This is a genomic window from Halobaculum gomorrense (assembly GCF_900129775.1).
GTDB lineage: Archaea > Halobacteriota > Halobacteria > Halobacteriales > Haloferacaceae > Halobaculum > Halobaculum gomorrense.
Window position 1 is genome coordinate 40,522 of sequence record NZ_FQWV01000004.1, and the last position, 21,940, is coordinate 62,461.

The window sequence follows — 21,940 nt, forward strand, 5'->3', positions numbered from 1 at the left end:
TACACTACTGGTTTGGCACAATCCCCAATGTCGTACGGACCGTTCGGGTACCCGTGGCTCGCGATCCGGGACCGGGCGACCCCGAGTCGGTCATCGAGCGTCGCGACCGTCGCCTCTCCCGCCAGGGGCACGCCGCGGTTTCCAGTGCGCTGACCGCATCGGCGCTCGCGGTCGCCGCGCTCGCGCTGGCTGTCGCCCTCGGAGTGGTCGGGTCGCGCGCGCTGTATCCGGTGTTCATGCTCGTCGCGCCGGGCGCGATCGTCGGCGTCTGGCTCAACGCGGCGCTGATCGACCGCGTCGAGCGCCCGACCGTCTGGTTCCGACGGATCGTCGGCGCCGGGTTGGGCGTCGACGCGGCGGTGTTCGCGGCCGCCGTCGCGGCCGGCGGCGCGGCGATCGCGACGGTTCGACTGCTCGCGGCCTTCTTCGCGGTCGCGTGGGTGACCGGGGCCGCGGCGACGTGGCGGTTCAGGTAGCGGCGGACGCGTCCCACCGGAACCGGCGACGACTATTCCCTTCGGCGGCCCGTCGCGACGGGTATGGACGGATCCGAACGGGACCCGTCGTTCGATCGCCGGGCCTTCCTCCGCCGAACGGGGGTCGCGAGCACGCTCGCGGCGACCGCCCTGGCGGGCTGTGTGAGCGCCCCGAGCGGCGACGACGCGCCGCGGAACGCGACCCGTTCGACGGACGCCGACGGAACCCAGAGCGACGGAACCGCCCAGAGCGACGACGGCGATACCGGCTCCGGCCCGGACACACTCGCGACCGAACTCGTCGCGGACGGCTTCACCGCGCCGCTGGGGGTGGAAGCGCCCGCCGGGGTCGACGGCCGGCTGTACGTCGTCGACCAGCGCGGGACGGTGACGGTCGTCAACGGCGGGGACCGGTCGACATTCCTCGACGTGGCCGACCGGTTGGCCGGCGCGGGCGGCGAGATGGGCCTGCTCGGGCTCGCGTTCCATCCCGACTTCCCCGAGGAGGACCGCGTGTACGTCAGGTACAGCGGCCCGCTCTGCGACGACATGCCGAGCGACTACAGCCACGCGTTCGTGCTCTCGGAGTTCCGGGCGACGCCCGACGCGGCCGCCGCGAGCAGCGAGCGCGTCCTCCTCGCGATCGCCGAGCCGCAGTCGAACCACAACGCCGGATCGGTCGCGTTCGGCCCCGACGGACTGCTGTACGTCGGCGTCGGCGACGGCGGCGCCGGCGGCGATCGGGGCGTCGGCCACGTCGAGGACTGGTACGACGCCGTCAGCGGCGGCAACGGACAAGACGTGACCGAGAACCTCCTCGGGAGCGTCCTCCGCATCGACCCGCTCGGCAGCGACGGCGATCCCTACGGCGTTCCCGACGGCAACCCGCTCGTCGGGGCGACGGGACTCCCGGAACAGTACGCGTGGGGGTTCCGCAACCCCTGGCGCTTCAGCTTCGACCGGGAGACGGGCGACTTCCTCGTCGCCGACGTGGGGCAGAACCGCTACGAGGAGGTGAACCGCGTCGAAGCCGGCGGAAACTACGGCTGGAACGTCCGCGAGGGGTTCCACCCGTTCGACGCCGCCGAGGCGCCGACGGAGACGCCGGACGGTGACCGCCTGCTCGACCCGGTGATCGAGTACCCCCACTCCGGTGACACCGCGGTGACCGGGATCTCGGTCATCGGCGGCCACGTCTACCGCGGCGACGCCGTCGCCGACCTCGCGGGGACCTACGTGTTCGGGGACTACCGCCCCGGCGGCGACCTGTTCTTGGCCGACCCGCGGGAGTCGGGCCGGTGGCCGACCCGCGCGGTACCGACGGCGGGGCTCGCCGGCGGCCTGCTCTCCTTCGGCGAGGGTCCCGACGGTGCGCTGTACGTCTGTACGGTCGGGGACGGCGGCGGGTCAGTGCGGCGGATCGTCGAGGGGTGAGGCAGGCGCGTCGGCCGACCGGTCGCTCCGTCGGACCCGGACGGATCACAGCCAGCCCTCCCGCCGGAAGTACGCGACGAGCACGAGCGCGATGCCGGCCATGCCGAGCATCGTCGCGTGGTAGGCGTACGGCCAGCCCAACTCCGGCATCGACTCGAAGTTCATCCCGAACACGCCGGCGACGAACGTCAGCGGGAGCAAGATCGTCGCGACGACCGTGAGCCGGCGCATCACCTCGTTCGTCGATTGCGAGAGCGTGTTGAGGTAGATGTCGCGCGCGCCCGCGGTGAGGTCGCGGTACGTCTCGGTCAGTTCGACGAGCTGCACGAGGTGGTCGTACACGTCGCGGTAGTACTTCTCGCTCCCGTCCGCGACCTGGTCGGCGTCGCCGCGCGAGAGGGCGTTCACCGCGTCGCGCGTCGGCCACACGACCCGCCGAACCGACAGCAGTTCCCGTCGGAGGTCGTTGATCACCGCGAGCGTGTCGGGGTCGGGCGCCTCGATGACGCGCTCCTCGACGGTCTCGATGTCGTCCTCCAGTTCCTCGAGCAATCGGAAGTAGCCGTCGACGACGCGGTCGACGACGAGGTACCCGGCGAAGTCCGGCCCGCGCGCCAGCGCCCGCCTGTCGGCATCCGCGAGGCGGTTCCACACCGCCTCGACGGCCGCGTCGCCGTCGACGGTCACCGTCACGAGCCAGTCGTCGCCGACGAACACGCCGACGGGGTCCGTCCGGATCTCCTCGAGGAACGTCGTCTCGCCGACGCGGAACCGCGCGGCCTTCACCAGCAGGAACGCGTACTCCTCTAGCAGCTCCGACTTCGGGCGGGCGTCGCCGAGCACGTCCTCGACGTGCAGCGGGTGGATGCCGAACCGTTCGGTCACCGTCGCGATGTCGCCGGTCGGTTCCGGGACGGCTCCCGTCGCCGTCCGATCGTCGCGGTCGAGCGCCGCACCGCCGTCCGGTGAATCGACCCAGACCCAGGTCGTTCCGGGCGCCTCCGCGGCGGCCGTCACCGCTTCGAAGGTCGCGGCCTCGCCGTCCGTGTACGACATCGCGCGGATCACCGCACCCCTCCTCCGCTGTTCGACTTGCCATCACGGTCTCGGTCGCCACGCTCTCGACCGGCGTCCGACTCCGCGGTCGCACGCGCGTGGCCGTACGTCACCGTCGCGAGCGTCACGCCGACCAGCAGACCCATGAGGCTCGCCTCGCGGCCGGGGTACGGCTCGACGGTTCCGATCACGTAGCCGGCCAGCGATAGCACCGTCACCGCCGCCGACGCGAGGAACTGTCTGTCCATGCGACGCGTCTCGACGCCGGCAAGCCTAACGGTTCGGGGCTAACGCCCTTATCTCTTGGTACCGTATTACGAGATATGTCCGTCGACGAACCGACCCCGTCCGTCCCCGATCTCACCGCCGACGAGCGCGCGGCGCTCCACGCCATCCAACTCGGAATCGAGCACGCCCAGCGGGCGTACGCCGACCTGCTCGGGTGTCACCACCGCACCGGCCACGCGATGGATCGGTTCGCGAAGGCGGAGGAACACCTCCGCGCGGCCGGCCACGACGAGTATGCCGACGAGATCCGTGACCGGCTCCTCCCAGCGGGCGTCGTCGAGGACCGCTGGACGTACGAGATCGTGACGGCGTACCGACGCAACCTCCTGAACGAACTGGACGCGTTCGAATCGGTTGTCCGCGAGGATATCGCCGACGGCGTCGACCACGTCACCGAGCGCGCACAGCAGCGCGCCTGGCGAGACCGCGCGGAGTCCGAGCAGTGGACTGAGTGAGCCTCGCGCCGTTCAGTCGTCGTCGACGACGACATCGACCGGTTCGGTCTCTTCGTCGGGCTCGGCGTCGCGACTCGCGCGCTCTTGGTACAGCAGCGCGCCGGCGACGACGAGCACGAGCCACGAGCGCCAGTTGGCGAGGTTGAGCGTGTAGCCGATGCCGAACGGCTTCTCCACCAGCATGCCCTTCCCGGGCTTCCAGTACGAGGACAGCAGGCGGCCGACGCTCGGCCGCTCGAAGTTGTACGGGATCCCGAAGAGCTCCCCGGTCTGGGGTTTGTCTACCATGACTCCGACAACGACCGGGACGGATAAATCGTTTTGGCTCGCGACCGACAGTTCGGCGGCGAACGTTTATCCGGGATAGCGACCCAGTCATCCCGATGCATTGACAATCGACGCGCGCCGGCAAGCGGGTGCGAGGCCGACCGAACGGCGGCCTTGATGCGAACGGCGTCAGCCGTGAGCGCGTGCGGCCCGACGGCGCGCGACCGAGCGGCCGACCGAGCGTCGTCGGTCGGCCGCCCCGTCTCGAACACGGCCGCCTGTTCGCCCCCACGGTCACCGTCACTGTCTGTGCACCCCGGTGGCGACGCTACTGGTAGCGACCGCGCCCCTCGACGCCGCGGAGCCGCTCCAGCACCGCCGGGTCGCCGACCGCGCGGTAGCCGTCCTCGACAGCCGCCACGAGCGATTCCGGGTCGCTCGCCGTTCCCTCGATCGACTGTTCGAACACGTGCAGGTCCATCGCGTAGTCCTCGACGTGGTCGGAGCTGAAGCCGAGGCCGAAGTCGATGCAGAAGAGCCGGCCGTCTGCGCGCGCGCGCCGCTCGTCCTCGCCGCCGACCCTGACGTTGCGCGTCGTCGGGTCGCCGTGGACGATCCCCGCGTCGTGGAGTCGCGCGAGGTGTTCGCCGACCGTCCGTGCGCGGTCGGGCGTCAGCGCCGCAGCCAGATCGCACTCGCCGACGAACTGCATCGCGAGCGTCGCCCCAGGCACGTCCACGTCGTGCACGAGCGGCGTCGGCACGCCCGCCTCGCGGGCGGCCGCGAGCAGCCGCGCCTCGGCGACGGTTCGGTCGCGCCGCAGCGTCGCGTCAAGTTCGGGGTGGCGATACCCCTTCGGGAGCCGTCGCTTCACCACCTCGGCCCCGCGGACCTCAACGGTCGCCTCCGCGCCGCGGAGGTCGGCGCCGCCGGCGTCGCCGTCTTCGTCGCTGCCCCGGCCTTCGTCGCTCCCGCCGGCAGCGCTCGGCACGCGCGCGACCGATTCACCCGAGCGCCACGTCACCGGCACCTGATCCGGGCGGAAGTCCGGGTCGATGGCAGAGTCCTCGACGGCGACGGTATCGCCGGCGGCGGCCATCTTCGCGCCGAGCACCGCGATCATGCCGGCGTTGTCGCGGAGGAACCGCGGCTCGGGCGCGTGGAAGTCGGCGCCGCGCTCGGCGCACATCGATTCGAGCATCTCCCGGAGGCGCGCGTTCTGTGCGACGCCGCCGCCGAGCACCAGCTCGTCGGTGCCGGTGAGCGACAGCGCCCGCTCGGCCACCTCGGTCAGCATGGCGAACACGTGCTCCTGCAGCGAGAAGCACACGTCTTCCACGGGCACGCCGTCGTCGTATGCGGCCTTCGCCGCCGACATGATCCCCGAGAACGAGAAGTCCATCCCCTTCACGACGTACGGGAGGTCGACGAACTCGCCGTCCCTCGCGTGCTGCTCGATCTTCGGGCCACCGGGGTGGCTCCAGCCGACGTGGCGCGTGAACTTGTCGAGCGCGTTGCCGACGCCGGTGTCCATCGTCTCGCCGAGCACGCGGTAGCGCCCGTCGTGAAAGCCCAGCAGGTGGGCGTTCGCGCCCGAGGCGTTCAGACAGACGGGCGAGTCGAACCCGGCGCGGTGGCGGCCGATCTCCAGGTGCGCGAGCATGTGGTTGACACCGACCAGCGGCACGCCGAGCGTCCGCGCGAGCGCCCGCGCCGCGGTCGCGACGATGCGCAGGCAGGGACCGAGTCCCGGCCCTCGGGAGAAGGCGACGGCGTCGACCGGCGGCCCATCGCCGTCGTTGCCGTCTTCACCGTACTCCTCGCGGGCGTGCTCCAGCGCCGCCTCGATCACCCGCGGGATCGAATCGCCCATGTGCTCGGCGGCCTCGCGCGGATGAATGCCGCCGCTGTCGGGCTCGTACGGATCGGATTCGATACACACGGAGTCGGCCTCGGCGTCGAACACCGCGGCGCTGGCGCACCAGGCCGTGCCCTCGACGCCGAGGACGCGCATCCGGCGTTAGGCTTCCTCGGCCTCGGCGTCCTCGTCGCCGGCGATGGCGTTCCGCTCGAGGACGTAGTCCTGCTCCACGTCGGTGGCGTGCTCGGCTGTCTCGTACACCTTCGCGTAGCCGACGGTCTTGCGCATGCCGAACTTCGTGTCCAGCTCCTGGATGACGACCTCGTCGGAGCCCTTGTCGAGTTTGGCGGCCAGCGAGTCGCGGACCTGCAGGCGGGCGGGGGTGGCTTCGTCGTGGCGCACCTCGAACCGGACGTCCGTCCGGTGGAGCATGGGGTTCTCGTCCTCCGAGATGATGTCGATGTCCATGGTTCAGTTGTCAGTCAATGCACCCGGCACCGGGAAAAGGACTTCGAAGCGGCGTGCGCCCGTGCGCGTCCGGCGTCCAGCCCGCTGTTCAGTCGATTCCCCCGCGGAACGCGCGGATCCGGTGGGCGGCTCGTCACCGCCGTGCCAGCAGGTCGAGCGCCGCGTCCGCGTCGCCGTCCATCCGTTCGAGCAGGTCGCGCGCCTCCCGCTTCGAGGCCGCGGTCACGTCCACGAGCACCATCCCCTCGTCCGGTTGGCCGTAGACGACGCTCGCGCCCTCGGGCGCGGCGACGACGGCGGGTACCGTGGCGAGGTCCTCCTCGCCGGTCACGTGGATCACGGTCGGCTCGTCGCGGGCCAGCGCGTCGACGAGCGCCGAGAACAGCCCCTCGGAGAGCGTCGCCGGCGCGTTCTCGACCTCGATCCGGGGGGCGTCGCCGTCGAGGACCGCGGCGATCTCCTCGCCGACGGCCTCACGCTTCGTCTTGCCGTCGATCACGGCCACGTTGGGGTCGCGACCGGCGACGCGGAGGTGGTAGGTGACCACGTCGCCGACGGCGACGATCGGGTCGCCGGCATCGGAGAGCAGTCGCTCGGTGTCGGTGTAGACGGGACCGAGGGGCGCTTTGAACGTGCCGCGGAGGTCGTCGGGCAGCGAGAGCAGCGTCATTCGGGGACGGTGTGAGTCGGGTGCGCGTTACCGGACCTTCAGCGCGTAGCTGCCCGGTTCGCTCACGTTCATCTCGGGGGCGATCTCGGACTCCTCGGGGTGGGGGATGATGACGTAGCCGGCCCAGTCCTCCGTCAGCGAGGAGGAGCCGCAGTTCTCGCACGTCTGGGCGTCGGGGCCGTTGACGAAGTGGCACTCGCGGCAGGCGAGGCGGTCCTCCGCCATCAGTTACCCTCCGCGGGCGCCCCCTCGGCGCGGCGTCGAACGTCCGCCTCCAGCCACTCGTGCTTGCCGAGCCCGGGCTGTTTGGCGGTGAGGCCGATCTTCGAGTCGCGCGGGTTGCGCTCGTCGATGGACTTCGTGACGACGCGGATGCGAACCGAGTCGTCGACGCCGAGCGTCCGGTCGGACTCCGTCGAGGCGAGCTGCTGGTTCTCGCCGTCGTACGCGAGGTACTCGTCGGAGATCTGCGAGACGTGCAGCAGGCCGTCCACGGGGCCGATGCCGACGAAGGCGCCGAACTCGACGACCTCCACGACGTTCCCGTCGACGACCTCCTGCATGTCCGGATCGAAGGTCACGGCGTCGAACTCCGCCTGGTAGTAGACGCCCGGTCTGTTCGGGAGGACGGCGCCGTCGCCGATGTCTTGGACCTCGATGACGCTGACAACGCTGCCGACGTCCTCGTCCATCCGTCCCTCCAACTTGTCCTGCAAGAGCTTGCGGACGCGGTCGCGGCTTACGTCCGCCAAGTGCTCCGGCGGAACCTCGACCGTGTCCTTGAGTCGTACCCGTTTGTACATGCTATGGTTCTGTTATCGCGAGTGTGTTCGCGCCCCTTAAACCGATTACGCGTACGCCCCGAGCGAGGAGGCGCTCGCGCAGGGGGCGGTCGTTCGTGACGACATAGCCGTCGAACCGCTCGTCCGCGCCGACGCCGGAACCGCGTCCGGCACCGCCCGAGGCGAGTTCGACGACCGCGTCGTCGGCGTACTGCTCCGTCGTCGCGAGGACCCGACACCGTTCGGCGAGGTCGCGGCCGACGGCGGCGGCGGTGGCCTCCTCGCCGGCGCCCGCCGCGAGCGTCTCCAGTTCGGCGACGACCGGTTCCGGGGTGACGGGGTCGGGGTCGTCGACCAGGCGGTCGAGCTCCTCGAACACGCGAACGCCGCACTCGACCGGCATCATGAGCGCGTTCGTGTCGAGGACGACCATCGTCACCGGCTCCGTTACTCCGTGAGGGTTCCGACGCCGATGAGGCGCCAGCGCGCGCCCATCCGGCGGTTGATCGCGATCTTCGCGCCCGCCTCGGCGCAGACGGGTCGCTTGAGGTTCACCTCGCACTCGCCCGTCCGCGCGCTGGTCACCGCGCCGACCGTGGTGGCCGTGCCGACGGTGAGCATCAGCGGCTCGCCGGTGGAGATCTCTTCGACCTCTCCCTCCCCGACGACGCGGTCGAGCAGTTCGACCTCCATCTCGAAGGCGTTGCGCGTCGGCGGGAGCGTGCCGGGCTCGCCGGCGACCTGGCCGGCGAGCGCGTCGCCTTTCGTCAGGCTGGGATCTAGTCCCGTCCCGACGCCGAGCAGCCCGCCCGGGCCGACCTCCTCTTGCGACTGGCCGCCCGCCTGCAGCGAGCGCACCGAGGTCTCGATCGCGTGGTACTCTGAGGAGCCGCCTTCTTCGACCTCGCGGCCCGGCCGGAGTTCGATCTCGTCGTCGACCTCCAAGGTTCCCTGCGCCAGCGACCCGCCGACGACGCCGCCCAGCAGGTCCGTAGCCTTCGTGCCGGGGCGGTTGATGTCGAACGACCGCGCGGTGTACATCTTCGCCGGGAGCGTCTCGTCGCGTTCGGGCGTGGGGATGCGATCCTCCAGCGCCGCGATGACGAGGTCGACGTTGACCTCTTGTTGGGCGCTGACGGGGACGATCGGCGCGTCCTCGGCGACGGTGCCCTCCACGAACTCCCCGATCTGCTCGTAGTTCTCGCGAGCGCGCTCGTCGTCGACGAGGTCGATCTTGTTCTGGGCGATGACGATGTTCTCGATGCCGATGATGTCCAGCGCCATCAGGTGCTCTTCGGTCTGCGCCTGCGGCACGTCCTCGGTGGCGCTCACGACGAGCACCGCGCCGTCCATGATCGATGCACCCGAAAGCATCGTCGCCATCAGCGTCTCGTGGCCCGGGGCGTCGACGAACGAGACCGTCCGCAGGATCTCGGTGTCGACGCCGTGCTCCGGGCACGTCTCCTCGACGGTGTAACACTCGGGCTCGGCACAGTCCGGGCACCGACGCAGCGTCGCGTCGGCGTAGCCCAGACGGATGGAGATCCCGCGCTTCATCTCCTCGCTGTGCTGGTCGGTCCAGTCGCCCGACAACGCTTGCACTAGCGTCGTCTTTCCGTGGTCGACGTGACCGACGAGTCCGATGTTCACCTCCGGTTGTGTTTGCTCCGTCACCATGGGCCTCCGAGAGTAATCTCGTTGGAACTTCGCTTCGTGCGCCTGATAAAGGTGCTGTTACGGCGATGGCGGCGTCGCGTGCGTGTCGTTCTGTTTCAGGGCCACCGCGCGGGCGCCGTTTCGGGTGGAACCGCGGCATCGCCCGTGTAGATCCCCGTCCCGATGTAGATCCCCGTCCCGATCGCGCCGCCGCGGCCGAGCGGACGCACGCACTCTCGCCGCCGTCCGGCGCCGACCGCGACACCGTGAAACACACACGAGACGCCCCGAGAACCGAACGAACGGGCTTATACGCCGTCGTCGTCAACGGACGGACAACTGACCATGACATTCGAAGACCTCCCCACGACACCGCGGGCGGAGGAACTCATCGACAAGGCGTTCTCCCGCGCCTCGCGCACCGGCCGCGCGAAGGACGGGTGGGACGCCCAAGAGTCGATGCTGATCACCGCCGCCAATATCCTCTCGGACAACCTCGCGAACGTCTCCACCTCCTGGCCCGACTTCGAGTTCGAGGTCGAGCCGTTCTACTACGAACTCGCCGACGCCGTCGTGGACGGTTCGGATCCGTCAGGATCCGAAGTACACCGGGACTCGGAGAGTCCCGGGGGTGTGGACGAGCTCCGACAGGCGCTCTCGGAGATCAACTGGGCCTCCCGCCAGATCGAGGAGATCCGCTCGGAGTACCAGACGAAGATGCGGAAGTCGGGCGTCGAAACCGCCAGAAAGCACCGCAAGCAGGCGTTCGCCCGCATGGCCGACATCGTCGAGGAGGTCGAGGACGACCTGCTGACGGTGGGCGAGGCCCGCGACGCGCTGAAGACCCTCCCCGACATCCGCCCCGACGAACCCGCGATCGTCGTCGCCGGCTATCCCAACGTCGGCAAGTCGTCGTTCGTCAACCACGTCACCCGCGCCTCCAACGAGATCGCGTCGTACCCGTTCACCACCAAGGCGGTCCAGATCGGCCACTTCGAGCGCGACCGCATCCGCTACCAGATCATCGACACGCCCGGCATCCTCGACCGCCCCGAGGAGGACCGCAACGGCATCGAGCGGCAGGCCGTCTCCGCGCTCACCCACCTCGCCGACGCCGTGGTGTTCGTCCTCGACGCCTCCGGCGACTGCGGCTACCCGCTCGACGCGCAACTGGAACTGCTCGCGGAGGTCGAGGAGCGGTTCGACGCGCCCGTTCTGACCGTCTGCAACAAGAGCGATCGCTCGACGGACGTGGAGGCCGACGCGTACATGAGCGTCACCGAGGACGAGAACGTCGACGCGGTTCTCGACATGGCCGTCGAGGCGGTCGGCTTCGAGCCGGACCTGCCCTCGCGCAGCGAGCACTGACCCGGTCGAACGACCCCTACTTCGACTTGAACTCCGGTTCCCGCTCGCCGTTCGACGCGGCGTCGCCCCGAGCGTCGGCGTCGAGCAGGCGGTCGAGGCGACCCTCGAACTCCTCGTCGGAGACCTCCCCGTCCGCGTAGCGGCGCTTGAGCCGCTCCACCGGATCGGTCTCGGAACCGTCGACGGCGGCGTCTGCCTCGTCCGCCACGTTCCGTCGACGCAGGCGGACCCAGCGTCCGACGATCCACAGCAGGAAGACCCCGAGCACGGCGGCGGCGGCACCGCCGGTGACCGTCGCGGGGAGGCGGCCCACGTACCACAGCGCGGCGACGACCACGATCGTATCGACGCCGAACGCCAGGAACGTCCCGAGCATCGCGCCGGTGACGAGGCTCGGATCGGAGTCGGTCACGGTGACGTGTCGCTCGGCGGATCACTTGGCGGTTCCGGGCGGTCCCCGTCGGAACGGCCGGGGGAACGCACCCGGGTTACTCCAACTCGTAGGTCACCGTCACCGACGCCGAGACCGTCACCGGCCCCGGCTCGAACGACGTGGACGCGCTCGCGCCGGCGGTCGTCTCGTAGGCGACTCGCGAGTCGTACGGCCGAACGCTGGCGGCGCCGACCCGGATCGACAGCTCGGTGCCGATCGAGCGGTCGGCGGTGCCGGCGACCGTCTCGGCGGTCGCGCGGGCGTCGCTCACAGCGGCCGCGAGCGCCTCCTCGCGCAGTTGCGCGCGCTTCTCGTCGCTCAGCGTGAACTGGACGGCGTCGACGCTGGTCGCCCCGTTGTCGACGGCGAGGTCGACGGCGCTGCCGGCGTCGTCGGGCGTCGTCTCGAACTCCAGCGCGTGGTGCGCGCGGTAGCCGACGAGCTCGCGCGTGTCGCCCGAGTAGTCGTACTCGGGGGCGATCCGGAAGGCGACCGTCCGGACCTCGTAGCCTGCGTCGGTCAGCGCGGTCCGGAGCTGCTCGACCTGCGAGGCGACCTGCGACCGCGCGGCAGTCGCGCTCTCGGCGGTCGCTTCGACGGCGACGCCGATCACGGCGAGGTCCGGCGAGGCGCTCACCGTCGCGGTGCCGGCGCTGGTAACGGTGTTCGTGGCGGCCACGCCGCCTTCGGTCCCGCCGGTCGCCGATCCGGCGCCGTTCGCGGTGCCCGCTGCGCTCGTCGGTCCCGCCGCGTCCGTCGGGTCGGTGCTCGTCGCGCCGGCGCAGCCGGCGAGCACGAGCATCGCGGCGACGAACAGCGCGGGGAGGGTGCTGGTTCTGTTCACACCCGGGCGGACGCTCGCGTGAACCGTTACGCTATCGTACACACAAATGCGCGTTTGTGTCACGCTGTTGTCCCGCCGGTGCGCGCCTGTTCGACGGGGATGTACCGAACCGACACGTCGACGGCGGTCGCCGCGCCGATGCCGAGCGGCGCGCGGGCGTCGTCCGCCAACCGTGTCGCGAGCGCGTCGCCGATCTGCGGCGGCGCCGTCCCCGGCGGATACCCGACCGTCACCGTCACCGCGGTCGGCTGTCGGAAGGGGAAGCCGCCGTACGTCACCGCCACGTCGAGCACGCGTGCGTCGCCGTCGAGCAGCGCGTCGGCCTCCTCGTGGGCGGCCGTCTCGAACTGTGCGCTCTGATAGGAGGCGACCGTGACCCCACCGAGGACGGCCGTCGAGAGCAGGATGGCGACGCCCAGCACCCCGATCCGGCGGACGGTCGTCGCGCGCGCCTCGTCGAGGCGCCAGAACGACTCCGGCCGGTACCCCTTGAACCACAGCGTCGCGATCGCGGCGAAGTTGATCGCGGCGAAGTTGACGACGACCAGCAGGGCCGCGCCGGCGACGGTCCCCGGTCGTCCCCACGCGATCCCGATGCCGACGACGGCCGTCGGCGGCACCAGCGCCGCCGCGATCATGACGCCGACGAGCGCCGAGGAGACGCCCGAGGCCAGCGACAGCGCGCCCGCGACGCCCGACCCGAGCGCGATCGGCAGCGAGAGCACGTCCGGCGCGAGCCGCTCGCGCACCTCCGCGATCGAGAACACCTCCTCGACGCCGAACGGGACGACCCGCCCGTACCTGAGCAGCGCCGCGAACACCGCCGCGCTCGCCACCGCGAGCACCGCCCCGATCGCCTGCAGTTTCACGCCCCGAGCGAACAGGTCGTCGTCGTCGAGCACGGTGCCGACGCTGGCGGCCATCGCCGGGCCGATCAGCGGCGCGATCACCATCGAGCCGACGACGACCGCGGCCGAGTCGAGCAGTAGCCCCGCGGTCGCGACGACGGCGCTGATCACCGTCATCGTCACGAACGCGCCGAGGCGCGGCGACATCTCCGTCGCCCGGGCCTCCAACTCCTCGCGCGCGATCCGGTTGCCGTTCCCATCCTCGTCCTCCGCGTACCGCTCCTCTAACTCCTCGAACCGCTTCGAAACGACGGTCTCAGCGTCCAGAACGACCGTGTACGCGTCGCGTTCGAGTCCGGCCTCCCGCAGCTTCGACAGCACCGGCTCGACGGCCTCCGTGGGGAGGGGAAACGAGACGACGGCGGTGTACTCGCGACCGCTGGTCTCGTCGGAGAGGACGTAGTCGATCCCCTCCTCGTCGAGCGTCGAGAGGACGGTCTCCCGCTTGCCCGCCGGCACCATCACCTGAACGAGTCGCACGGCGGCACCTCACGGAGGGGACAGTTATAGCCGACGGGAAGGGGACGCTCGGGATCGGCGCCCCGGCGCCGATCACTCTGGATGCAACCGACGCAACACCGGGATCGACTCCAGTTTCTCGTCGGGAAGGGCGCCCCAATCGACGCCGTCGGGTCGCGCGGGCGGGTCGCCGCCGCGGGCGTCCACCGTCCGGATCGTTCGACCGGGGGTGCAGATCAGGTCTAGCGGCACGTCGTGGGCGTCGAGGTCGACGGCCTCGTCGACGACCTGCATTCCGTGGACGGTCGTCGCCACCGCGGTCGCGTCGTCGACGGCGCCCAACTCCGCCAGCACGGCGAACTCCAGGTCCGCGAACCCCTCGCCCTTCCCGACGCGACCGCCGGCCTCTGTGACCGCGACGCTCCCGGAGACGATCAGGTCGACGTGGGGCACCTCGTCGGGCCCGACGGGGACGCCGTGCGTCGAGGCGCCGGAGACGGTGGTCGCGTCGTCGATGTCCGGCACCTCCCCGGGTGCCAGGCGGAGGAACGGCTGTTCCTCGCGCAGCCGGGGAGCGGCCACGTAGACGGTCTTGCCCGCGCGGAGCGCAGCGCGGCGGACCGGGAGCTGCGGCGCGTCGGGGTTCGCCTTCAGCGTCTCCGCCGCCTCCCACTCCGGCGTGTTCGTCAGCCGCTCGCACGCCGCGTCGGCGTCCGCGAAGTTCGGGATCCGGCCGTGCGGCGGGAACGGAAAGCGCGCCTCGCCGGACGCCTCCAGCGCGTCCCAGACGCGCTCGCGGAGGGGCTGTTTGTTCACGTTCGGGGCGTGGACCCGACGGTGTTTCAGCGTCATCCACGTCATCGAGCCGTCGTGGGCGGCCTTCGGGGCGGGCGGTGCGAGCCACCCGACGCCGGCTATAGAGGGGTCCATATCGGTCCTAGCAGCGCTTTTATTCCACATCGTGAGTATCCCCGTTCATGGTCCTCGGAGGTCCGCTGGTGCGCCCCGACGAGTCGTTCGATCGCGATCCCGGGTCGTACTCCGTCGAGCGCGCGCTCGGTCTGGTCGCCGCGCTCGCCCTCCTCTCGGCGCTGTCGGTCGTCGTCATCGGCGCCGGGGTCGCCCACGCGATCCCGGACGAGGCGACGGTGGAGAACCCCGAACGTCCCCCGGCGTCAGCCTGCGACGACGAGTCCACGGTGAACCTGACCGTCGACGGGGAGCCCGTCACGTTCGCCACGCCGGAGACCTGCGACGAACCGGCGCGAGTCCCGACCGATCGGCTCGTCTGGCGTGCCGTCGGCGGCGAACTCCCGGGGCAGTTCTTCGCCCCGATGCTCGGGTGGCTCCTCGTCGGCGGGGTCTTTCACGCTGTCACCCGCTCGGACGGCGAGTCGCCGGCCGGCCCGATGACGGTCGCAGCGTGGGGGCGCGTCTCGCGCGTGCTCGGGACGCTCCTGCTCGCGCTCGTCCTCGCCTGGACCGCGGCCGGCTCCGGGGTCGCCCCCGGGACGCCGACCGCCGAGGCGACGATACGGACGATCGGGTGGGCGTTCGAGGCGAGCGTCCCGCTCGCGATCGGCGTTCGGACCGCCGCGATCGGTTGGGGCGCGTGGATCGAGTACCACGGCCTGCGGCGCGTCCGCGACCTCCCACCTCGCCGCGCGTTGTTGGTCGTCGGGCTCGTCGCCGGCGTCTCCCTCGTCGTGTCCCTCTGGGCGCTTCTCTCGGTCGGGTGACGGTCTTCGGACCGACGGCGTTCGTGCCTGCGGACCCGCGCTGCTTATCCGCCGCGGCGGCCCACCCACGCACATGACCTTTGAGGGGCGGCCGAACCGGGACGCCGAGGTGGTGCTCGTCGGCCGGTCGAACGTCGGTAAGTCGACGCTGATGCGCGAGCTGACCGGCCACGATGTGTCCACGGGCAAGAAGCCGGGCGTCACTCGCAGGCCGAACCACTTCGACTGGGCGCCTCAGTCGTTCATGTTCACCGACCTGCCGGGCTTCGGGTTCATGACCGGCGTCGAGGAGGAGAAACGCGAGGCGATCAAGACGGACGTGGTCCGCTACGTCGAAGAGAACGCTGACTCGATCGTCGCGGGCGTGCTCGTCGTCGACGGGAAGGCCGTGATCGACATCATCGACCGCCACAGCGACGCGGACGAGATCCCCCACGACGTGGAGCTGTTCGGGTTCCTGCAGGACGTGGACGTGGCGCCGGTGGTCGCGGTGAACAAGATGGACAAGGTGGACGACCGCGACGAGCGCCTGGACGAGCTGTGCGACCGGCTGGGGCTGTACCCGCCGTGGCAGCAGTGGTCGGGCGAGGGCGGAACGATCGCGCCGATCACCGCCAAGAAGGGGTCCATCGAGCCGCTGAAGGAAGCGCTTCGGGGACACTTCCGCGAGGCCAAGCGCGACGACCTGCTGCAGTTCGTAAAATAACCCGATCGGTCCCCGCCCACCGATCCCGATCGAGTACGAGCGTTTATGCCGCAGAACGCCACACTCTCGTACAGCAATGGCGAGCGCGGACGCGAACACCGATCACGACGACGCGGCGTTCCCGGTCCCCGAACTCCGCGAGCGCGCCGAGGCGTGTGCCGACCGGCTGCGCGAGGCCGGCGAGTTCCTCCTGTGCTCGCACATCGACGCCGACGGACTCACCAGCGCCGCGGTCGCGACGGCGGCGTTCGAGCGCGCGGGCTTCGACTTCGAGACGGCGTTCTTCAAGCAGCTCGACGCCGACGCGGTCGCCTCCATCGCCGCGACCGACTACGACGTGGTCTGCTTCACCGACTTCGGCAGCGGCCAACTCGACGTGATCGCCCCCCACGAGGAGGCCGGCGAGTTCGTCCCTGTCATCGCCGACCACCACCAGCCCGCCGAGGTGGAAACGAGGTACCACCTGAACCCCCTTCTCGAAGGGCTCGACGGGGCGAGCGAACTCTCCGGGGCGGGCGCCTCGTACCTGCTCTCGCGCGCGCTCGGCGACGCGACGACGACGGACAACCGCGATCTGGCCGCGCTTGCGGTCGTGGGCGCGGTCGGCGACATGCAAGACGGCGACGGCGGCCTCTCGGGCGCCAACGAGGGCCTCGTCTCCGACGCGGTCGACGCCGGCGCGCTGGAGGAAGTGACCGACCTCGCGCTGTACGGTCGCCAGACCCGCCCGCTGCCCAAACTCCTGGAGTACGCCAGCGAGGCGCGCATCCCGGGCATCTCGAACGACCAGGCCGGCGCGATCGAGTTCCTCTCGGAGCTCGACGTGCCGATGAAGGACGCCGACGGCGAGTGGCGCCGCTGGGTCGACCTCGACGCCGACGAGCGGCGGACGGTCGCCAGCGCGCTCATCCGCCGCGCCGTCTCCTCGGGCGTCCCGAGCGAGCGCGTCGACTCGCTCGTCGGCACCACCTACGTCCTCGCCGACGAGGAACCGGGCACGGAGCTGCGCGACGTGAGCGAGTTCTCCACGCTGCTCAACGCGACGGCGCGCTACGAGCGCGCCGACGTGGGGCTCGCGGTCTGCCTCGGCGACCGCGACGAGGCGCTCGATCGCGCCCGGACCTTGCTGCGAACCCACCGCCGAAACCTCTCGGAGGGACTCCAGTGGGTGACGAACGAGGGGGTCGAGCGCGAAGACAACGTCCAGTGGTTCGACGCCGGCACCCGGATCCGAGAGACGATCGTCGGCATCGTCGCGGGGATGGCCGTCGGCGCCGACGGCGTCTCCGCCCGCAAGCCGATCGTCGCCTTCGCCGACAAGGGCGACGGGGAGACGAAGGTCTCGGCCAGGGGGAGCGGCTTCCTCGTCCGCGAGGGGCTCGACCTCTCGGCGGTGATGCGCGAGGCCAGCCGCGCGGTCGGGGGCGACGGCGGCGGCCACGATGTTGCCGCCGGGGCGACGATCCCCGCCGAGGAACGCGACGCGTTTCTCGCGGCGGTCGACGAACTCGTCGGCGAACAACTGGGCGAAGAGTAGCGACCCCGAGGCGCAGCGGCTACGGAGGGCAGTCAGGTGGACTCGGAGGCGGACGACTTCCCGAGATCGCGGAACAGCATCCGGTAGTCGTCCGGCGAAAACGCGCTCGCGAGGTCGTCCATCTCCGACTGGAGCGATTCGATATGGGAGAGTAACTCCTCGTACTCCGGAGACGACCGGATGTCAGACCGGGTGCGCTCGGACTCGAGGACGGCGCGTTTCGTGACGAGCGACGCCGTTTGCTGGAGCGTGTCGTCGTACTGTGCGCGCGTTCCCAGCCGCTCGACAGCGGACTGGATGTCGTCACGGGTGGCCGGCTTCACGAGATACAGGTCGAACCCCATCTCGACGATGTCGACGTCGGGCTCGACGGCGGTCACCATCGCCACCCGACAGTCGAGGCCGCGCTCGCGGATCTCCGCGAGGACCTCCGACCCGGAGGTGTCCGACAGCCGACGATCGAGCAGCACGGCATCAGTAGTCGAATCAACGAGTTCGAGCGCTTCTGTGCCCGTGTTTGCCACCGTGACGTCGTGGGTACCCGCGAGATAGCCGCGGTACAGATCGGCTACCTCGGGTTCGTCCTCGACGATGAGCACGCGCCGTGTCACCGCGACCGAACCCCCACATGCTCGACCCCGCCGTCAGTCATGTTCGTCAACCAGACGTGTTTCTGCTTAAAGCTATCGCACACGATCCGGCCGCGTGAAGATATTAACGCAGAATATGATGGGGTTGTGTCGTGTAGTACGCTCGCACGATCGGGGGTCACTCGGGCCGGTGGTTGAGGGGACGGACGCACGGCGGAACCGTTTTGATTAGTGGGGACGGCGAATACGCATATGGTAGCCACTGTCCCGACCGGAATCGACGGCCTCGACTCCATCCTCAACGGCGGCCTCGTCGAGAACGCGACGGTGCTCGTGAGCGGAAACCCCGGGACGGGAAAGTCCCTCTTCGGGATCCAGTACCTCTACGACGGCGTCATCGACCACGACGAGCACGGAATCTACATCTCCTTCGAGGAGAACGAAGAGGACATCCGCCAGGCGGCCGAGTCGATCGGCTTCGACCGCTGGGGCGACCTCGTCGACGACGGCTCGATCAAGGTGTACGACAAACAGCACATGCTGCGCGAGGGGGACTTCTCGTCGGCGCTGGACACGCTGCTCGAGGACTTCGCGAACGCCTCCTACGATCGGCTGGTGCTCGACTCGCTGACGATGTTCTCGCTGTTCTTCGAGGATGAGAAAGAAAAGCGGACGTACCTCCTCAAGTTCTCGGACATCCTCAAGCAGAACGGCTTGACCTCGCTGCTCATCAACGAGCAGGGGGCGGTGTTCCCCGAGACGGAGATCGGCCTCGAGAACTTCCTCACCGACGGCAACATCTACTTCATCCAGACGCCGACCGACTCGGGAGTCAATCGCTACGTCTGGGTGGCGAAGATGCGGAAACAGGACATCGACACCGACATCTTCCCGATGGAGATCGACGACGGCGGGATCAAGGTGTACGAGCGCGCGGGCGGCTTCTCGATGATGGGCCGTGACGGCCCTGACGCCGGGTTCTGAGCGCGAAACCGCCGTGTTCGACCCCGGCGAGGCCGCCCGCGATCGCGGTTCGGCTTCCGATCAGCCGTCGGTCATCGTCCGCCACACGTCGTCGAGCTTGTTCTTGACCTCCGAGCGCTCCTCCAACTCGACGGTCAACCCGTCGCGGAACGTCACGTTCACGCCGTCGACGCAGCGCCGGTACACCTTTATTCGCCGGTGTTCGTCGGAGAGTGGCCGATCGTGCAGTTCCAACAGCTCGGTGTTCTCCAACTCGTTGATGCGGCGATAACAGGTGGCGATCGGCACGTCCAACTGGTCCGACAGCTCCTGTGCCGACTTCGGCTCGCCCGCCGCGTCGAGGATTTCGGGGTTGTACTTGTTCCCCAGCACCTCGATGATATCCTCGTCGTCCGCGGACATGACTCTCAATACTGAGAGAGACTGCAATAAGCGTACCGCCTCTACCCCCGTCTCTCCGCCCGAATTGCCGGCCAACCGATCCTCGATATCGGTCTCGATAGCTCCCAATACGGATATCTGAAGTGATAATTGACGCCGTAGATTTAATAATTGAATCCGATTCGTCCTTGCCACAGCCCGGCCCGCGGTAGGGACGGGACCGAGAGAACCACAATGTTCGAATTCATCACGGACGAGGAAGAGCGCGGGCAGGTTGGTATCGGGACGCTCATCGTGTTCATCGCGATGGTGCTGGTGGCGGCGATCGCCGCGGGTGTCCTGATCAACACCGCGGGCTTCCTCCAGAGCAAGTCGCAGGAAACGGGTCAACAGTCGGCAAAGCAGGTCAGTAACCGCCTCCAGGAGGTCGTCACGGTCGGGACGGTGGACACCGGAACCAGTACCATCAAGAAGGTGAACGTGACGGTGACGCAGGCGCCCGGTGCCGGCGAGATCGACCTCTCGAACGCGACGATCAACTGGATCGGTCCGGACGGCACGGAGACGCTGACCCACTCCAGTGCGAACGAGGGGGGCTGGGTGTTCAACACCTACGCGGTGAAGAACACCGACTCGTCCAAGACCGTGCTCAACGACGCCGACGACCGCTTCAACGTCGAGTTCGACCTGACGGCGTCGAACGCGCCGGCCAAGCTCACCGAGGGCTCGGAGGTCACGATCAAGATCAACACGATGTCGGGCGCGACGACGACCATCCGCTTCACGGTGCCCGAGTCGCTGGGGCAGAAGCAGGCAGTCGAACTGTAATCATGTTCGAGTTCGTCACGGACGAGGAAGAGCGCGGGCAGGTCGGTATCGGGACGCTCATCGTGTTCATCGCGATGGTGCTGGTGGCGGCGATCGCCGCGGGCGTCCTGATCAACACCGCGGGCTTCCTCCAGAGCAAGTCGCAGGAAACGGGCCAACAGTCGACCAAGCAGGTCAGTAATCGCCTGCAGGAGGTCGTCACGACCGGGACGGTCGACCAGTCGAACAGCACGATCACCGCGGTGAACGTGACGGTGACGCAGGCGCCCGGCGCCGGCGAGATCGACCTGGAGAACGCGACGATCACCTGGATCGGCCCGGACGGGACGTTCATCATCAATCACGAGAACGCTTCCACCCAGGTCGACGACGAGTTCACCACGTCGGTCGTGAAGAACGCCGAGGGCTCGCCCACGGTGCTCAACGACCCGGACGACCGCTTCAGCATCAACTTCGACCTCTCGGCGGGGAGCGAGGATCCGAGCCTCCTCACCGAGGGCGACGAAGTGACGATCAAGATCAACACGATGGCCGGCGCGACCACGACGATCCGCTTCACCGTGCCCGAGTCACTCGGGCAGACGCAGGGCGTCGAGCTGTAAGCCGGCCGCGCTGAACGCGACTACACTTTTTACCGCACGCGATAGAACACCGAGCCATGAGCGACGACGCGCCGCGCGGGAACCCCGGCGTCGACCCGGACGACCTCGACATCTCCAAGAGCGAGTACGTCCGCGAACTGGGCGACGACCGGTACGTCGTCTCGCCCGGCCGCCGTCAGCCGCAGCAGCCCCGCAAGGGGGACCGAGCGGACGAGCCGTCATCCGGCGCCGATGCCGACGCTGACGGCGCCGCCGCGGACGTGTCGACCTCCCCCGACGCCGCGTCGACTGCCGATGCTGTCCGCGAGGGGCTCGACCCCGAAGCTGGTCCCGGTGCGGCCGATGCGACGCCGGCGTCGATGTCGTCGTCGGGATCGTCGCCGCCCGCCGAGCGGTCGGACAGTCCGACTGGCGGTCCGCGGGACCCTGTCGACGGCCGCGCGGGCGGACCCGCTGGCTCGGCCGCCGAACCCACTGGCTCGGCCGCCTCTCCCGACGCCTCGGCAGACTCGACGAGCGAACCCGCGAGCGGATCCGCTGGAGCCTCCGGAGCCGCCGACGGACTCCCGGGTGACCCGACCGCAGCGGAGCGACGGACGGACGCCGGTCGGTCCGCTTCACCCGACACCTCGGGGTCGCCGGATCGGCCGACCTCCCACGCCCGCCGGGGCGCGCCTCGGGAGAGATCGACCGCCTCGCCAGCCGATCTCGACGCCGGCGCCGTCGGAGAGTGGCTCGCCGCCTCGCTCGCGGACACCGAGTTCGCCTACGGATTCGACGCGACGCTGTCGCTCGACGGCCGGACGGCGCGCCACCGGATGGCCTCCGACGACGTGGGCGAGACGTTCGAGACGCTCGTCACCTGGTTCGCGGACGCCGCCGGCGGCGACACGGCTCCGGAGGACGCGCTCGGTATCCTTCTGGCCGGAATGGACACCGCGCCGCGGCTCCCGCCCGACGCCGTCCGGTCGGCGCTGGCGGGGCTGGGCGTCTCCCGCGACGACTCCGTCGATGACGTGTTGGCGGCGCTCGACGAGGTCGGCGGACTCCGACTGGAGTGAGCGGTCCGGCCGACCGCGGCTCGAGCATCCATCCGCCGCAGTTTTCACTGCTGATAGGCACGGGAATGCGTTTATTATCGCCGCCGA

General features: G+C 69.7%; 27 protein-coding genes. 11 read left to right on the top strand and 16 right to left on the bottom strand.

The window, feature by feature from the left end; genetic code table 11:
- Positions 1-53: 53 nt before the first annotated feature.
- Entirely contained in the window at positions 54-476 is a 423-nt protein-coding gene (locus BUE16_RS08540) for a hypothetical protein (protein ID WP_073308596.1), read from the top strand.
- 63 nt (positions 477-539) lie between these two features.
- Positions 540-1,910, top strand: a complete 1,371-nt coding sequence (locus tag BUE16_RS08545) for a PQQ-dependent sugar dehydrogenase (RefSeq protein ID WP_073308598.1) — start codon at positions 540-542, stop codon at positions 1,908-1,910.
- 45 nt (positions 1,911-1,955) lie between these two features.
- Here the strand turns inward: BUE16_RS08545 and corA are convergent, their stop codons facing one another.
- Positions 1,956-2,978, bottom strand: a complete 1,023-nt coding sequence (gene corA, locus BUE16_RS08550) for a magnesium/cobalt transporter CorA (RefSeq protein WP_073308600.1) — start codon at positions 2,976-2,978, stop codon at positions 1,956-1,958.
- Positions 2,975-3,214, bottom strand: coding sequence for a hypothetical protein (locus BUE16_RS08555; RefSeq protein ID WP_073308602.1), 240 nt, complete (start codon positions 3,212-3,214; stop codon positions 2,975-2,977). Before BUE16_RS08555 ends, corA begins: the two co-directional genes overlap by 4 nt.
- Before the next feature lie 75 nt (positions 3,215-3,289).
- Here BUE16_RS08555 and BUE16_RS08560 point away from each other — a divergent pair, with 75 nt between their 5' ends.
- Positions 3,290-3,709, top strand: coding sequence for a hypothetical protein (locus BUE16_RS08560; RefSeq protein WP_073308604.1), 420 nt, complete (start codon positions 3,290-3,292; stop codon positions 3,707-3,709).
- A gap of 12 nt (positions 3,710-3,721) precedes the next feature.
- On the opposite strand, the gene BUE16_RS08565 is transcribed toward BUE16_RS08560, so the two are convergent.
- The 8 genes from BUE16_RS08565 to BUE16_RS08600 form a co-directional block, all read right to left on the bottom strand.
- Positions 3,722-3,997 carry a DUF5808 domain-containing protein gene (locus BUE16_RS08565; protein WP_073308606.1) on the bottom strand — a complete coding sequence of 92 codons (276 nt, stop codon included), beginning with the start codon at positions 3,995-3,997 and terminating at the stop codon, positions 3,722-3,724.
- Between the two features lie 307 nt (positions 3,998-4,304).
- The gene (locus tag BUE16_RS08570; RefSeq protein WP_073308608.1) at positions 4,305-5,990 is read right to left on the bottom strand and encodes a bifunctional N(6)-L-threonylcarbamoyladenine synthase/serine/threonine protein kinase; all 1,686 of its coding nucleotides are present in this window, start codon (positions 5,988-5,990) and stop codon (positions 4,305-4,307) included.
- Between the two features lie 6 nt (positions 5,991-5,996).
- On the bottom strand, positions 5,997-6,305 hold the full coding sequence (locus BUE16_RS08575; RefSeq protein WP_073308610.1) for a 30S ribosomal protein S24e: 309 nt from the start codon (positions 6,303-6,305) through the stop codon (positions 5,997-5,999).
- A 133-nt stretch (positions 6,306-6,438) separates the two neighbouring features.
- Positions 6,439-6,969, bottom strand: a complete 531-nt coding sequence (locus tag BUE16_RS08580; RefSeq protein WP_073309069.1) for a GTP-dependent dephospho-CoA kinase family protein — start codon at positions 6,967-6,969, stop codon at positions 6,439-6,441.
- Between the two features lie 33 nt (positions 6,970-7,002).
- The gene (gene spt4 / locus BUE16_RS08585) at positions 7,003-7,200 is read right to left on the bottom strand and encodes a transcription elongation factor subunit Spt4 (RefSeq protein WP_073308612.1); all 198 of its coding nucleotides are present in this window, start codon (positions 7,198-7,200) and stop codon (positions 7,003-7,005) included.
- Positions 7,200-7,778: a DNA-directed RNA polymerase gene (locus BUE16_RS08590; protein WP_073308614.1), complete on the bottom strand. Its 579-nt coding sequence runs from the start codon at positions 7,776-7,778 to the stop codon at positions 7,200-7,202. Before BUE16_RS08590 ends, spt4 begins: the two co-directional genes overlap by 1 nt.
- A gap of 1 nt (position 7,779) precedes the next feature.
- Positions 7,780-8,190, bottom strand: coding sequence for a PIN domain-containing protein (locus tag BUE16_RS08595; RefSeq protein WP_073308616.1), 411 nt, complete (start codon positions 8,188-8,190; stop codon positions 7,780-7,782).
- Between the two features lie 14 nt (positions 8,191-8,204).
- Positions 8,205-9,434, bottom strand: a complete 1,230-nt coding sequence (locus BUE16_RS08600) for a translation initiation factor IF-2 subunit gamma (protein ID WP_073308618.1) — start codon at positions 9,432-9,434, stop codon at positions 8,205-8,207.
- Positions 9,435-9,758: 324 nt separating this feature from the next.
- Between BUE16_RS08600 and BUE16_RS08605 the strand changes: the two genes are divergently transcribed.
- The gene (locus BUE16_RS08605; RefSeq protein ID WP_073308620.1) at positions 9,759-10,781 is read left to right on the top strand and encodes an NOG1 family protein; all 1,023 of its coding nucleotides are present in this window, start codon (positions 9,759-9,761) and stop codon (positions 10,779-10,781) included.
- 16 nt (positions 10,782-10,797) lie between these two features.
- On the opposite strand, the gene BUE16_RS08610 is transcribed toward BUE16_RS08605, so the two are convergent.
- The 4 genes from BUE16_RS08610 to BUE16_RS08625 form a co-directional block, all read right to left on the bottom strand.
- A complete protein-coding gene (locus tag BUE16_RS08610) occupies positions 10,798-11,193 on the bottom strand; it encodes an SHOCT domain-containing protein (protein WP_079991577.1) in 396 nt (131 codons plus the stop codon).
- A gap of 76 nt (positions 11,194-11,269) precedes the next feature.
- Entirely contained in the window at positions 11,270-12,058 is a 789-nt protein-coding gene (locus BUE16_RS08615; protein WP_234972371.1) for an SIMPL domain-containing protein, read from the bottom strand.
- Positions 12,059-12,117: 59 nt separating this feature from the next.
- Positions 12,118-13,446 carry a TIGR00341 family protein gene (locus BUE16_RS08620; protein ID WP_200778407.1) on the bottom strand — a complete coding sequence of 443 codons (1,329 nt, stop codon included), beginning with the start codon at positions 13,444-13,446 and terminating at the stop codon, positions 12,118-12,120.
- A 72-nt stretch (positions 13,447-13,518) separates the two neighbouring features.
- Complete coding sequence (locus BUE16_RS08625; protein WP_073309077.1) at positions 13,519-14,241, bottom strand: 5-formyltetrahydrofolate cyclo-ligase; 723 nt, start codon at positions 14,239-14,241, stop codon at positions 13,519-13,521.
- Positions 14,242-14,402: 161 nt separating this feature from the next.
- On the opposite strand from BUE16_RS08625, the gene BUE16_RS08630 reads away from it, so the two are divergent.
- From BUE16_RS08630 to BUE16_RS08640, 3 genes are all read left to right on the top strand, one after another.
- The gene (locus BUE16_RS08630) at positions 14,403-15,164 is read left to right on the top strand and encodes a YIP1 family protein (protein WP_073308622.1); all 762 of its coding nucleotides are present in this window, start codon (positions 14,403-14,405) and stop codon (positions 15,162-15,164) included.
- 73 nt (positions 15,165-15,237) lie between these two features.
- On the top strand, positions 15,238-15,870 hold the full coding sequence (gene engB / locus BUE16_RS08635) for a GTP-binding protein EngB (protein WP_073308624.1): 633 nt from the start codon (positions 15,238-15,240) through the stop codon (positions 15,868-15,870).
- A gap of 76 nt (positions 15,871-15,946) precedes the next feature.
- Complete coding sequence (locus BUE16_RS08640) at positions 15,947-17,407, top strand: single-stranded-DNA-specific exonuclease RecJ (protein ID WP_073308626.1); 1,461 nt, start codon at positions 15,947-15,949, stop codon at positions 17,405-17,407.
- Positions 17,408-17,439: 32 nt separating this feature from the next.
- Here the strand turns inward: BUE16_RS08640 and BUE16_RS08645 are convergent, their stop codons facing one another.
- Positions 17,440-18,018: a HalX domain-containing protein gene (locus BUE16_RS08645; RefSeq protein WP_073308628.1), complete on the bottom strand. Its 579-nt coding sequence runs from the start codon at positions 18,016-18,018 to the stop codon at positions 17,440-17,442.
- Between the two features lie 231 nt (positions 18,019-18,249).
- Here BUE16_RS08645 and BUE16_RS08650 point away from each other — a divergent pair, with 231 nt between their 5' ends.
- The gene (locus tag BUE16_RS08650; protein WP_073308630.1) at positions 18,250-18,981 is read left to right on the top strand and encodes an RAD55 family ATPase; all 732 of its coding nucleotides are present in this window, start codon (positions 18,250-18,252) and stop codon (positions 18,979-18,981) included.
- Positions 18,982-19,041: 60 nt separating this feature from the next.
- Here BUE16_RS08650 and BUE16_RS08655 read toward each other — a convergent pair whose 3' ends face one another.
- Positions 19,042-19,383 (bottom strand): winged helix-turn-helix domain-containing protein, encoded by a 342-nt coding sequence (locus BUE16_RS08655; RefSeq protein WP_073308632.1) that lies wholly within the window; start codon positions 19,381-19,383, stop codon positions 19,042-19,044.
- A gap of 213 nt (positions 19,384-19,596) precedes the next feature.
- On the opposite strand from BUE16_RS08655, the gene BUE16_RS08660 reads away from it, so the two are divergent.
- Genes BUE16_RS08660 through BUE16_RS08670 form a run of 3 tightly spaced genes read left to right on the top strand, consistent with a single transcriptional unit; the run spans position 19,597 to position 21,853 of the window.
- Positions 19,597-20,190, top strand: coding sequence for an archaellin/type IV pilin N-terminal domain-containing protein (locus BUE16_RS08660; protein ID WP_073308641.1), 594 nt, complete (start codon positions 19,597-19,599; stop codon positions 20,188-20,190).
- A 2-nt stretch (positions 20,191-20,192) separates the two neighbouring features.
- Positions 20,193-20,792: an archaellin/type IV pilin N-terminal domain-containing protein gene (locus BUE16_RS08665; RefSeq protein WP_073308643.1), complete on the top strand. Its 600-nt coding sequence runs from the start codon at positions 20,193-20,195 to the stop codon at positions 20,790-20,792.
- A gap of 56 nt (positions 20,793-20,848) precedes the next feature.
- The gene (locus BUE16_RS08670) at positions 20,849-21,853 is read left to right on the top strand and encodes a DUF7500 family protein (RefSeq protein ID WP_073308645.1); all 1,005 of its coding nucleotides are present in this window, start codon (positions 20,849-20,851) and stop codon (positions 21,851-21,853) included.
- Positions 21,854-21,940: the final 87 nt, after the last annotated feature.